Source organism: Streptomyces sp. NPDC085927 (genome assembly GCF_044540975.1).
GTDB lineage: Bacteria > Actinomycetota > Actinomycetes > Streptomycetales > Streptomycetaceae > Streptomyces > Streptomyces hirsutus.
Genome location: NZ_JBITSN010000034.1, coordinates 1 through 12,197 on the forward strand (window position 1 = coordinate 1; position 12,197 = coordinate 12,197).

General features: G+C 69.5%; 10 protein-coding genes and 1 pseudogene. 5 read left to right on the top strand and 6 right to left on the bottom strand.

Features of this window, described 5'->3' with window-relative positions:
• From ACIF80_RS37070 to ACIF80_RS37085, 4 genes are all read right to left on the bottom strand, one after another.
• Nucleotides 1-173, bottom strand: a 173-nt coding sequence (locus tag ACIF80_RS37070; protein ID WP_399813368.1) for a transposase, incomplete at its 3' end; no start/stop codon positions are given.
• Between the two features lie 205 nt (nucleotides 174-378).
• On the bottom strand, nucleotides 379-1,290 hold the full coding sequence (locus tag ACIF80_RS37075) for a hypothetical protein (RefSeq protein WP_399813348.1): 912 nt from the start codon (nucleotides 1,288-1,290) through the stop codon (nucleotides 379-381).
• On the bottom strand, nucleotides 1,287-2,324 hold the full coding sequence (locus ACIF80_RS37080) for an SPFH domain-containing protein (protein WP_399813351.1): 1,038 nt from the start codon (nucleotides 2,322-2,324) through the stop codon (nucleotides 1,287-1,289). Before ACIF80_RS37080 ends, ACIF80_RS37075 begins: the two co-directional genes overlap by 4 nt.
• A 697-nt stretch (nucleotides 2,325-3,021) precedes the next feature.
• Nucleotides 3,022-4,641, bottom strand: a complete 1,620-nt coding sequence (locus ACIF80_RS37085; protein ID WP_399813354.1) for a glycosyltransferase — start codon at nucleotides 4,639-4,641, stop codon at nucleotides 3,022-3,024.
• Between the two features lie 454 nt (nucleotides 4,642-5,095).
• Here ACIF80_RS37085 and ACIF80_RS37090 point away from each other — a divergent pair, with 454 nt between their 5' ends.
• Entirely contained in the window at nucleotides 5,096-5,305 is a 210-nt protein-coding gene (locus ACIF80_RS37090; protein WP_399813357.1) for a hypothetical protein, read from the top strand.
• 947 nt (nucleotides 5,306-6,252) lie between these two features.
• Here ACIF80_RS37090 and ACIF80_RS37095 read toward each other — a convergent pair.
• Nucleotides 6,253-7,782, bottom strand: a complete 1,530-nt coding sequence (locus tag ACIF80_RS37095; protein WP_399813371.1) for an ISL3 family transposase — start codon at nucleotides 7,780-7,782, stop codon at nucleotides 6,253-6,255.
• A 216-nt stretch (nucleotides 7,783-7,998) separates the two neighbouring features.
• Here ACIF80_RS37095 and ACIF80_RS37100 point away from each other — a divergent pair, with 216 nt between their 5' ends.
• Nucleotides 7,999-8,610 (top strand): DUF6000 family protein, encoded by a 612-nt coding sequence (locus ACIF80_RS37100; protein WP_399813360.1) that lies wholly within the window; start codon nucleotides 7,999-8,001, stop codon nucleotides 8,608-8,610.
• On the opposite strand, the gene ACIF80_RS37105 is transcribed toward ACIF80_RS37100, so the two are convergent.
• Nucleotides 8,550-8,984, bottom strand: coding sequence for a transposase family protein (locus ACIF80_RS37105; protein WP_399813363.1), 435 nt, complete (start codon nucleotides 8,982-8,984; stop codon nucleotides 8,550-8,552). The genes ACIF80_RS37100 and ACIF80_RS37105 overlap by 61 nt on opposite strands.
• 388 nt (nucleotides 8,985-9,372) lie before the next feature.
• On the opposite strand from ACIF80_RS37105, the gene ACIF80_RS37110 reads away from it, so the two are divergent.
• From ACIF80_RS37110 to ACIF80_RS37120, 3 genes and pseudogenes are all read left to right on the top strand, one after another.
• On the top strand, nucleotides 9,373-9,738 hold the full coding sequence (locus tag ACIF80_RS37110) for a transglycosylase family protein (protein WP_399813365.1): 366 nt from the start codon (nucleotides 9,373-9,375) through the stop codon (nucleotides 9,736-9,738).
• 423 nt (nucleotides 9,739-10,161) lie between these two features.
• Nucleotides 10,162-10,961, top strand: a protein-coding gene (locus ACIF80_RS37115) for an IS5 family transposase (RefSeq protein WP_399813373.1) whose coding sequence is annotated in 2 segments (ribosomal slippage) — nucleotides 10,162-10,500 and nucleotides 10,503-10,961 — 798 coding nt in all. Because the reading frame shifts where the segments join, the coding sequence is not laid out codon by codon here.
• Between the two features lie 7 nt (nucleotides 10,962-10,968).
• Nucleotides 10,969-11,508 (top strand): annotated as a pseudogene (locus ACIF80_RS37120) (IS6 family transposase); the annotation flags it as partial.
• Nucleotides 11,509-12,197 lie beyond the last annotated feature (689 nt).

Here is a 12,197-nt window from a genome sequence, read left to right on the forward strand (position 1 = left end):
CACGGCCCGAACCGCTCCGGCAGGTCCCGCCACTGCACACCGGTCCGCACCCGGTAGAGGACCCCGTTGATCACCCGACGGTGATCGCTCCACCGGCCTCCACGCGCACCACCGGGAGGTAAGAACGACTCCAGCCGATCCCACTCCGCATTCGTCAAATCCCCACGTCCCATGACGCCAGCGTGCCCCCAACACCCCGCTCAGGTCAGGAGATCCGAGAAACAATGCCTAGACCGTGTCCTATGTGATGAGTCGGTCGTTAGGATCATCGTGGGGCGGGATGTGTGGAGTTGGATTGTTCCGGACGGGCTGTGGGAGATCGCGAAGTCATTGATCCCGCCGCCCTGCGGCCGCACCTTCGACGTCCGCCTCGTTGAGTCACCGCTGCCCCGGAACGTGTGTCACCAGCCGCAGCCGCTGCTCGCACCTGCCCACACGTACCGTCTGTCCCCACGTCAGCTCCAGGGCATCGCCCTCCACGCCGTCCCCGAAGGCGACGAGACGTTCGGACTCGACGGTGAGGCGCAGCCGGCCGGTGGCGGCGAGTTCGCCGGCCACCAGGGACGTCCCGGTGGCCGGCGACGGCCAGGCCTCGCGGACGAACCAGAGCAGGCGGTCCTCCGTGGGGTGTGGCAGGCGCAGGGCGCTGCCCCGCTCCTGCCACGCCGACCGGAGCCAGCCGGTCGCGCCGGTGCCCGTGCCCACCAGCACTCCGGAGGAAGCCTGAGCCTCGACGACACCCCCGTCGCCCTCCAGGCTCAGGCGGTACCTGGCCGTCTGGTGTCCGACGGCGCCGAGGTAGATCTCGTTGAGCGCGACCAGCCGCTGGGTGTCGTCGGCGACGGCCTCGACCATGGTGAGTTCGTCCGCCCGGGCCGTGGACGCGCCGCGCAGCAGCGCCGCCGCGTCGGCCGCCTGGTGCCGCACCAGTACGCCGGGGTTGCGCCCCGGCTCGGGATTGACACCGATCACCGACTGCCCGGCGAGGTACTTGGCCACGTTGGCCACTAGTCCGTCCTGTCCCACCACGACCACGATGTCCTCCGGGGCGAACAGGAAACGGTCCAGGTCGCTCCGCTCCACCCGGGCCTGCCTCCAGGTCAGCGGAACCGCGGCCGCCACCTCGGCCAGCGCCCGGTGCGCGCGGCGGTGGCGTTCGGCGACTTCCCCGAGGTCCCGGCCCCGGGAGGAGAGGAAGAAGGCGGCCTGTCCGTGGGTGCCGTGCCGGGCCACCAGTTCCTCGTACTCCGTGGTGCGGTGGACCAGGACGGCCCGCGGGGCGAGACTCATCCCCGGGCTCCGCCGCCGAGCCGGGCCAGCAACCCGGTCAGCACGTCCGGCGAGACGGTCACGCTGTCGATGCGCGGCAGGTTCTCCGCCAGCTGTGTCCCGGTGAGCGCGTGCAGCGTCGCCACGTCGACATCGCCGTGGACGCGCAGCCAGGCCGCCTGGGCCTCGGCCCGGGCCTCGCCGACCTCGCGCGCCGCCTGGGCCTCCGCGCGGGCGAGCGCCACCGAACGGGCGGCCTCGGCCTCGGCGAGCTTGACCGTGCGCGCCGCCTCGGCCTGCGCACGCACCTGGTCCGCCGCCGCGTCCTCCTCCGCCTCTCGGCGCGCGTTCGCCCCGCGCTGTTCCACCAACCGTTCCTCGCGGCGGGCGAGTTCGATCTGGCTGGCCAGTTCATTCTCGGCGATGGCGCGCTCGCGCTCGACGGCGACGGCCCGCCGTTCGTACGTCGCCCGGTCGGCCTCCTGCTGGATCCGCTCCCGGGCGGGCGTACGCAGCGCGCGCTCCACCTCCGCCTCGGGACGCACCGCCATGACTCGTACGGCCACCACCTCGATCCCGGTGGCCGGCAGCCGCGGGTCGGCGCCGAGGCCCGCCGCGATCCGGTCGCGCACCGCGGCTACGCCGTCGACCAGTGCCGCGGACAGCGGGGTGCGGGCCAGCACGTCCAGCGCGTGCTGCTGGGCCGTCTCGGTGAGCAGTGTGCCCAATTGCTCCAGCGGAGCCCCGCGCCAGGCTCCGGTGTCGGGGTCGACGGAGAAGTCCAGGCGGGCGGCGGCGAGTGCCGGGTCACCGATCCGGTAGGTGACGGTCGCCTGCACCGACACGTCCTGGAAATCGGCCGTGCGGGCGCGGAAGGTCATGGCCAACTCACGGTCCTCGACCGGCACCTCGGAGAGCGCGGCGGTCAACGGACGGAACCAGAAACCGAGTCCTGGCCCGTCGTGCACCAGCTTGCCGTCGCGGTGGTGACGGATGTGAGCCGTGGGCGTGGAGCGCAGGTGGCGCCAGCCCAGGCGCCGGGTGATGTCGGCCATGGAAGCTCCTTCTTTCTCGTCTCATCGACGATAATGCGGAGCCTCGTTATCGTCAAGAGGACGACAATGGGGGGGGGTGAGAACGCGTCCTCTTTGCCGGAAGAGTCCTACTGGCAGCTCCTTGAACTGCTGGCGGAACTGTCTCCGGTGGTACGGGCACCGCCGCCCCCCGCGGCCCTGGCGGAGCTGAAGACGCTTTGCGCTACCAAGGGACCGGCCCCCGACTACGAGCAGTTCATGACCCAGCGACTGTTCACCCTGCCGGCCTCGCCAGGCTCCAGTCCCGCTTCGCGATGAAGACCCTCAAAGCCGACGTGCCACCGACCGGACGGTGACGGCAGCGCAGGATGCCCAGCAGGCATTGCCGCGAGCGCGAGAGCTTCCGTTTGCTCGGGTGGCTTCTGGCAGAAGTTCTACGACCACCGCATGCCAATGGTGGAGAGCTGCTCCACCGGCGCTGCCACATCGGCTGACCGGTGGGGATGATCTTCTGGTTGATCAGCTTGGGAAGGGTCGTCCGTGGGGGGACGCGGGGGGGGGGGGGGGCGGGGGCCCCCCCCCCCGGGCCCCCCCGCCCCCCCCGCGACGCGGACGACACGAATGAACACCTCCCAAACACGATCAACTCCAAGATCGTCCCAGGCCGGTCAGTCACGTGACAACGTCGCCGACAGTCCGCCGACACCCCTCCGGTGCCTCACCGGCGAACCCGGTGCAGGGCCTTCGCGAGCGGCCCCCGCACGTGTGCCGGGACGCGGATCAGCTCCCGCAGCCCCGCCCGCCGCGGAACCGCGTCCAGACGGTGGTAGAACTCACCGACGTCGAGCGCCAGCTGGCGGCCGGCGGTCCAGTACGGGATGACCGCGCGCGAGGGCGTCCCGAGCCGCACGGCCTGCCCGCCCAGGGGCCGGCTCCTCACGTCCCCCCGCAGCGCGACGCTACGGCCGACACCGAGGACCTGGAAGTACGCGGACACGTCGTGGACGCCACGGTCCAGGGGACCGCCGCCGGCCGCGGTGAGCGGATCGATCCGCATCGTCCCGGCCACCACGGGCCGCCGGCCGCCCCTGCCGTTCTCGAGCCGCACGGTGAGATCCGACGCGGGGAACCAGCCGACGTGCTGTCCGCGGTGGGAGAGCCGGATCTCCCCGTAGGCGGCGGTCAGGTGATCGCCGACCGCCCACTCCCCGGCTCCGGCGATCCCCTCGGTCAGCGCCGGATCGAGCACCAGGCGCCCCCCGCGCTCCAGGAGGGTCACCGCCCTGCCGTCCTGGTGGGCCAGGTGCATCCGCACCGGGGCGGTGAGCGCGCCGTCGTGCCAGCGGGGCCGGCCGAGTTCCGCGAGGGGCCTCACCTGGCGGATGCGGCGGGCCAGCAGCGACAGGGCGTCGAGGCGGCCCTCCTCCAGCAGACGGGCCCGCAGCCGCGTCACCGCCGGAAACCCTTCCCGGACGGACGGCGGGAACTCCTCGAGCACCAGCCGCCGTACCGCCTCGAACCGCTCCTGGACCTGACCGTGGCCGCTCAGCACGTAGGGCTCGCTCACGTAGCGGAGGATCTCCACCCGATAGGTCCGGCGGAGCATCGCGTCCTGCACCGGACCGGGCGGGGTGTGCACCTTGACGGTCTGCACGACCTTGCGCAGCCAGCCGAAGTACTCGTCGACGACGAGCTGCCTGCTGCTGGTGTTCCCGCCGTCCTCCCGGCGCATCCAGTAGTAGCAGGGGTAGTCGCCCAGGACCGAGACGCACCGCGCCACCGCGTACGCGTGCGCCATGAACACCTGGTCCTCCAGCCGGCACCGGCCCTCCGGGAACCTGACGCCGTGGTCCAGGAGGAAAGCGCGGCGGAACATCTTGTGGGGCGTCAGGCTCTCGAACAGCGGGTGGTCGCCCACGGTGCAGCGGTCGACCGTGCGGGCGAAGACATTGCTGGGCCGTGCCATGGTGCCCGCCGGCTTGCCGAGGACGATGTCCGATCCGTTGCGTCTGCCCAGGTCGTAGAGCCGCTCCAGCGCCTCGTGGCCCAGTTCGTCGTCCTGGTCGACGAACTGGACGTACTCGCCCCGGCTCAGCCGCACCCCGACGTTCCTCGGCTTCCCCGGCCAGCCGGAGTTCTCCTGGCGGTGCACCCGCACGTGGGGGTGCAGGGCCGCGAGCCGGTCCAGGCGTTCGGCCGAGTCGTCGGTCGAGCCGTCGTCGACGTACACGACCTCGTAGGCGTCGCGGCCGATGCTCTGCCCGAGCAGGCTCTGCGCGCACTTGTCGATGTAGGAGCCCGCGTTGTGGACGGGGACGACGACGCTGACTTTGAGCACGGGATCCACCCTCGTGTCCGACTGGGGGTCGCGGTGGTCTCGGTGTCCGACGGCGGCGGAACGCCGGTTCCGGCACCGCCGTCCGTTCCCGGAACGGCCACGGGTGAGAATCACTTGAGCCCACGGGCGAGGAACGTAACACCGGAGACGGAGCCGCATCGCGAACGAGCGGCACATGCACCCGAATGGCGCACCGCACCGGGCGGTGGCACGGGACAGCCCCGCCGGCGGGGGGAAGACCGGCAGGGCTGTCCGTCGTACCGCACTGGCTCAGTGGACGGAGTGCCCCTCCTGCGGGAACGCTCCGCCGACGACGTCCTCGGCGAACGCCTTCGCCGCACTGATGGTCTACGGGGGAGTGTCGGTTGAACGTCGTCGTCTGGAGGTCAGTGGCGCAGATGCGGTGACCTGGTCGTTGATGCTGACGGGTGGTGCTCACTCGTTGCCGGCATGAGTGACGAAGGGACATGTCATTCCCACGCCGACTACCACCGACGGCTTCCATGTCCTGTCGCCCGGTGCCCCGCTCGTCCTGCAACTGCCCATGGGACGCATCCAGCGGCCAGCGGATGCGTCGATGCGGCACCTGGCGCGCCCCCTCACCTCGCAGGTGTCGTACCGGGCCGGGGTGCTGAACTGTCTGCTGGCGGACCCGCTGTCCTGAAGCGGGGCCCGCGGTCTGTCCCAGGAGACCGCAGGCCGGCGGCGGGAGGCGGGCAGCCGCCGTCACCCGCCGCCCATCCGGCCCGCGCGCCCGCCGTGCAGGCAGTACCGGCCGGCAGAAGGGCCGCGGATCCGTGGCATCGCCCGCGCGCGGCTGCCGCCCGCCCTCGACGGTGGTCAGGAAGCGCGGGCGGCCGGAGCAGGTGGCGGCGGCGCGGAGGCCCGGGCGGGCAACGCCGGGGGAGAACCGGGCGGGTTCCTGTGGCTCTTGATCTGGTAGACGGCTGTGCCGCCGTCGCCGGTGCGCGTGATGAGGTCGACGCCCCTGTCGCCGGTGCCCACGGTGAAGGCGCCGTCGGCAAGGGCGCGGCTGAGCTGGTGGCTGATGAGGGGCGCGGCCGTGTTCCAGTCGGGTGCGGTGGTCCCGTTTCGGTGCGCTTCCCGGCTGGCCGACCGGTACGCGGTGGCGATGGCTTCGCCGATCTCCTTGAGGCATCCGGCTAGGGGGGCGAGGTCGTAGCGGGCGCCGGAAGCTGCTGCGTGAGGCTCTGGACGCGGGCACCGCCGCCGACCTCGCGCCGCTGATCCTGCGTGGCTTCGTTCACGAGAATGGGGTTCTGGCACACATTCCGTGGGAGCCGTGGACGAGTCTGCTCTGATCGGCAGACTGGAGCGATGCGGATAGAGAGCGTGGTCAGGATCCAGGCAGTCCGGCTCGCCGTGACGGTCGGTGCAGTCATCGTTGCTCCGGTCCTGTTGGTCGCGGGGACTCCGTTACGGCGCAGCCTGTTGCGCCGCTACTACCGCGAGGACGGTCCGGGGCTCGTCAGTAAAGAGGACGGCTGGGTGAGCCCGGAGTACTTCGTCGTTACCAACGCGGCTGTTCGAGCACTCTGTCGGCCGTCGGATTACGTACTCCGACGGCTTCGTCCTGCCTGAGCAGGGTCATCATCGGGCGGCGGTGAGAAGTACCCGTCTGCGGAGGAGCGGGAGTTTGGCACGGCCGAACATCTGGCGTTTGACCATCTTGATGTGATTGACCCGGCCCTCGACAGGGCCGGAGCTCCACTCGCTGGTCAGGCCCTGGACGACAGCGCCCCAGTCCTTCTCCAGGCCGGTGGCGAAAGAGTGGAGGACGGGAAGCTCCTCGGCTCGCGCATTGACGACCCAGTCCTTCGAATGCTGTCCGGTGCGGGTGGAGAGGATCTCGGCGAAGCTGCGGACGAGACGGTGGGCTGCCTCGAGTTCCGGGCAGCGGGTGAGGACTTCGGTCAGCTGTCGGCCCTCGCCCTCCGAGAGCCGGTCGGGGTGGCGCATGATCCACCCGGTGACTTGCCGGACCCCTGGCGACGAGGGCCCGACGACACGGATGCGGCGTCGGCGTCGTGGCCGCAGGTAGTCGCTGATGATCTGGTAGCTGCCACGGTAACCGAGGGCCTGGAGCTCGGAGTGGAGCTGGATCGCGTTGGTGAATCCTTCCGCCCAGCGTTTGTCCAGGTGGGACTTGTAGGGGTCGAGCCGGCTGGGCCGTGGTTGCCGCCGGCCGCCGAGCAACTCCTCTGGGGTGGCCGCGCGGGCGCATCGCCGGACCGTGTTTCCGCCCATGTGTAACTCGCGGGCGATCTCCCGGATGCCGTGGCCCTGGTCGAGGAGGGTATGGACAAGGGCGTGACGTGCACGGATACGGGCTTCGACCGGTGACGTCTCCTTTGCTGGCGGCGGTTCAATGTCCGGCAGGTCACCGGGACCGGAGCTGGGTGACCGCAGGCATCCGTTGTACTGGCGGACGGATTGTTCCACCGCAGTGCCGAGGTTCTGCCACAGGTGAAAGCGGTCAGCCACCTGGACGGCCTGCGGGGCCCCGATGCGGGCGCCTTCAGCGTAGGAGCCCGCCCGATCTCGGCAGATCACCTCGATTCCAGGATGCTCACGCAGCCGTGCGGCCAGGGTTCCGGCGTCCCGTCCTGGCAGCAGGCCAAGTGGCTTGAGGGTCTCGCAGTCGATGAGCACGGTCCCGTAATGCTGCCCGCGGCGGGTCGCGAAATCATCGACTCCGAACACCTTGGGCACCTCCCAGGACGGGTCAGGAAGCGCCATCAGCAGCCTCAGCAGCGTCGTCCGGCTGACCGTGCTGTGCAGCATCACGGCCGGCCGGGCTCCTGCCCTGCCGGCGAGCGCGACGGTCACGGCCTCCAGGAGCCGACGCGAAACAGACGTCCGTCTCCCGTAGCGGAACGTCAGCCCTTCGACCTGCTCGACGAACGTACGACGCCCGCACCGAGCGTTATCGCAGTACAACCGCCGCACGGTCAGCTCGATCAGAACCGGCCGGTCGCCGACCGGAGTATCGGCCAGCCGACGCTCGTAGCAACTGTGCACACGATCCGACGGAAGTGCACAGTCCGGGCATGAAACATTGCCATCAAGGGTTCTCGCCACGATGTGCACCACCCCGCACTCCGTGAACACCCGCTCCATCAGAACCGCGTTGAAGTGCGGAAGCAGCACCGTTATGAGGTCATCACACCGCACCACGGTCCCAGATGACCGCACGTCACCGTGGCAGAACGCAGGTGATCGCCCTCACGGAATAATGTGTGCCAGAACCCATACTCCGTGAACACAGCCACCACGAGCGGGGCACCGTAAAGGGCTGGCCGCGTCGCGTACCAGCGAGCCAGGATCGGATCTGTGATGCGCCATGCCAACGAGGATGCCGAACTGCTCGCCCTGGTTCGCCGCTATGTCACGCCCGGGCGCCGCTATCTGAAGCTCAGTGGCAGCTTGCTGCGCATGCGAAGTCCTGAGTACGACCGATTCGTGCGAGATCTCGGCGAAGACGCGGGAGTCATCACCGCGCACGAGATCGCCACCCTCCTTGAGGGCGGTTGGCGGGAGCGGAGGACTGCCGCGTGGCTCACGGCCGTCTCCCGCCGGACCGAGTTCCGTGAGCGCCTCGGGGAGCTCCTGCTGGCCAGCGAGGTCTGCTGTGCTGGGCTGGCCTATTGCGTAACCCTGGCCAGTTTCGGCACGCCGCGCGACGCTGATCTGCTCGCCGCCTACCTTGGTCGCTATCTTCGCCGCCCCGACCTCGCATATGACCAGACCATGGCCATGGGTGCTCTCGTGTTCATCGATCTGAATCTCGGAGGCGACCATGCCGCGCGTTTCCTGGGCTCGGGTGGATTGTGGCAGCAATGGCTCCAGGATGCGTCCCACATGCAGCGCACCGCGGACCCCGCCGGCTACCTGAGCCTGATTCGCCGGCTCTGCGCCTTCGTCGACGAATGCGCCGAAGCGAGATAACGGCAGCGCACCTCGTGGCGCTCCCACGTGGCGGCGGTCGTAGAGGACGCCCACGCACCCGGACGCCCCAGCCGGAGCCCGAGATCACGCGCCCGAACGGTCTTCCCACCGAGCGGCAGATCCTTCAGTCTGCGCTGGTAGGAGTCGTGCACCCGGTCCGAGAACAGGCCGCAGCCAGGACATACCGCGCCGGCCGCCCGGCCTCTCGCCGTCACGTCGACCGTGCCGAAGGCGGCGGTCACCGCCTCGACGTCCAACTCGTCGATCCCGCCGAACACGAGAGAGTCCCAGAATGATGAGTCGGCCCGCATGACCAATACCGTCACCGGCCACAGCGGACGACGGCGGAGACCGTCACAGACCTGACGGAGCATCGCTCCCGCCCCTCATGCGGCAAGGCATGCGCGGTCTCACGCGAACCCGACCCTCGCAATCGAACACCACGGTGACCCTCCGTGATCGCTCCCCAAGATCTGTGCCAGAACCCATTCCTCTTCGACATTCACGAGTTGACTGATCGACAACTGACTCCAGAACCAGTCGACAATCGCTGTTTCTTGAGATGCACGAAGCCGCCACGCCGACTGTTCCGTGCCGTTGGCTGGTGATGACGGCACGGACGTCCGCTGAAGCCGGAAGCCAGTCGGCGCGGATGTGTCGGATGCACTCTGAGCAACAGAACGGGCGCAGTATCGCCCGTCCGGCTCAAGGAAACGGCAGTCGACATGCCATTCCCCCGTGGCGTGTAGTAACAGTCTCCCTATGACTAGCAGACGAAACGCTCATGCGGGCAGCGGGCGCAGGGCTCACGACAGCCGGATCCGCACCGTCCTGATGGTCCTGGCCACCGCGGCTGCCCTCGGCACGCCCACCCAAGCGGTGGCCTCCCCGTCGATCACCTCGGGGCCAGACTGGGACGCCATCGCCGCATGCGAATCCAGCGGCAACTGGCAGGCGAACACCGGAAACGGCCATTACGGCGGTTTGCAGTTCACGCAGTCGAGCTGGACCGCGGCCGGCGGGCTTCAGTACGCCCCACGCGCGGACCTGGCCACCCGCAAGGAACAGATCGCCGTGGCCGAACGCCTGGCCCGTCTCCAGGGGATGTCGGCCTGGTCCTGCGCCTGAGTACCCGGCCCCTCCCGTTGGCGGAGCTGAATCTCCCCGGAGCGTGGCCGGTTGAGGGTCGGTGGGCGGACCGTGGGCGAGCCGGTATCGCCCGGAGAACTGTATGGGCAGTGGTCGTGGCGCGAGGGCAGCCGGACGATGACGGCGTCACGCCCACTCCGCCCCGATTTCCCGTAGCGCGTCCAGTTGGCCCTGGGTGAGTTTGCCGCGGCGGCTCTTGGTGGTGGAGATTCATACGCCCAGTTTCACGATCGCCGGCTCTGCCTCGTCGTCGACCGTGAGTTGTTCGCTGTGTCCGCGTGGTATCGGCCGCGGGCCTTCCCGTTCCACCCACTGCGTGAGGAATGCCAGGCCTCGCTGGAACGCCTGCTGCGCCTTAGAGGGCATCTCATTTGGCTCGGTAGGCTGTCGGCCGTGGCAGGGATCGTTGAGCGGCTGGTGCCGGATGAGTTGTGGGAACTGTTCCAGCGCGTGGTGCCGGAGGCGCCTTCGCGGCCCCAGGGCGGCGGCCGGCGCCGGCACGGCGACCGTGAGGTGCTGGCCGCGATCGTGTTCGTGACGACCTCCGGGTGCACGTGGCAGCAGCTGCCTGCCGCGTCGTTCGGGCCCTCCGGGGCCACGGCCCACCGCCGGTTTGCCGAGTGGACCAAGGCCCGGGTGTGGGCCAAGCTGCACCGCCTGGTCCTCGACGAGCTCGGCTCCCGGGGCGAGCTGGACTGGTCCCGTTGTGCGATCGACTCGGTGAACATGCGGGCCCTGAAAGGGGGGATCTGACGGGTCCGAATCCTGTCGACCGGGGCAAGTACGGGTCGAAGATCCATCTGATCACCGAGCGGACCGGTCTGCCCATCTCCGTCGGAATCTCCGGCGCCAACCTCCACGACAGCCAGGCCTTGATCCCGCTGGTGAAGGGCATACCCCCGATCCGCTCCCGCCGCGGCCGACGCCGCCGCAGGCCCGGCAAGCTCCACGCCGACAAGGGCTACGACTACCGCCACCTGCGGCAATGGCTCTCCCGCCGGGGCATCCGGCACCGCATCGCCCGCAAGGGCGTCGAGACCTCGCAGCGGCTCGGCCGACACCGGTGGACCATCGAACGCACCATGGCCTGGCTCGCCGGCTGCCGCCGTCTGCACCGCCGCTACGAGCGCAAGGCCGACCACTTCCTGGCCTTCACCAGCATCGCCTGCACCCTGATCTGCTACCGCAGACTCACCAAATGAGATGACTTCTTATGCCGCTGCTCTACGTCGGCGCCGTCCGGGGCCTGGTGACAAGTGGCACCTGGACGAGGTATTCGTCAAGATCAACGACGTGCAGCGGTACCTGTGGCGGGCCGTGGACCAGCAGGGGAACGTGCTCGACATCCTGCTGCGGAACCGGCGGGACGAGGCCACGGCCAGGCATTTCTTCCGGAAGCTGATGAAGAAGACCCGGTCGGTGCCGCGGGTGATCGTCACCGACAAGCTGTGCTCCTACGGCGCGGCCCACCGCGAGGCGATGCCCTCGGTCGAGCACCGTTCCCGCAAGGGCCTGAACAACCGGGCCGAGAACTCCCACCAGCCCACCCGGCAGCGCGAACGCGCGATGAAGGGCTTCCGCAGTACCGGCGGGGCGCAGCGGTTCCTGGCCGCGTTCAGCGGCATCTCACCCCATTTCCGGCCCCGCCGCCACCTGATGACCGCCCCCGGCTACCGCACCGAGATGACCGTCCGCTTCGCCATCTGGGATCAGATCACCGACGCCGCCGGCCAGCCCGCCGCAGCCTGAGCACCGGCCCGAAACCCGACCCCTGCCACGCCCCGACGCGCCGTCAGGCACTCACACACCCAACAACGTGACAGCGCCGTGCTCTTCGTATCGAGCCCCGCCCTGGTGCTCCACGCGTGGTCCTCGAGTCACCTGCGCGGACGGTGGGTCAGACAGTCGCCTTGGAGCAGAGGAGGGCTGATGTCGCTGGCCACCGCCCGGTGCAGGACCTGCGGCCTCGTCGGCCGATTCCGCCTGTCCTACGTCAGGCAGGGACTCGGGTGCCAAATGTGCGCCCTCCGGCCGCAGCCGGCCAACCGCCAAGGAGGCACCGCCATGCCCTCCAGGCTGACCCCCGAGGCGGCTGAACAGCGGGCCCGAGCCAGAGGATGGATACCGGCCGTGCCCTACCCAGGTGCGGAAGCACCCTGACCCGGCCACTGCGCAAAGTGCGGGTCAGCCGGCGCACCGAAATATGGCAGCTTCTGCTCCCCGAGCTCAGCCCAGGGGCCGTGCCGACCGTGCAGCGGCTTGCAGAAGAAGACCGAGACGGAGGCCCGCAGCATCATGCTGCAGCGTGGCCTGACAGCACTGGTCCCGTACCTGGGCACCAATTGTCGGCGTACACATGAACGTCCCCACCCACGTACGGATGAAAAGGGACAGTTGTTGATGCGGTGAGACCTGCTGCTCGGCACTCTGCTGCTTGG

Coding starts and splice junctions, on each gene's coding strand:
- ACIF80_RS37110 (WP_399813365.1), top strand. CDS start 9,373: ATGACTAGCAGACGAAACGCTCATGCGGGCAGCGGGCGCAGGGCTCAC.
- ACIF80_RS37100 (WP_399813360.1), top strand. CDS start 7,999: ATGCGCCATGCCAACGAGGATGCCGAACTGCTCGCCCTGGTTCGCCGC.
- ACIF80_RS37095 (WP_399813371.1), bottom strand. CDS start 7,782: ATGGAGCGGGTGTTCACGGAGTGCGGGGTGGTGCACATCGTGGCGAGA.
- ACIF80_RS37080 (WP_399813351.1), bottom strand. CDS start 2,324: ATGGCCGACATCACCCGGCGCCTGGGCTGGCGCCACCTGCGCTCCACG.
- ACIF80_RS37075 (WP_399813348.1), bottom strand. CDS start 1,290: ATGAGTCTCGCCCCGCGGGCCGTCCTGGTCCACCGCACCACGGAGTAC.
- ACIF80_RS37105 (WP_399813363.1), bottom strand. CDS start 8,984: ATGCTCCGTCAGGTCTGTGACGGTCTCCGCCGTCGTCCGCTGTGGCCG.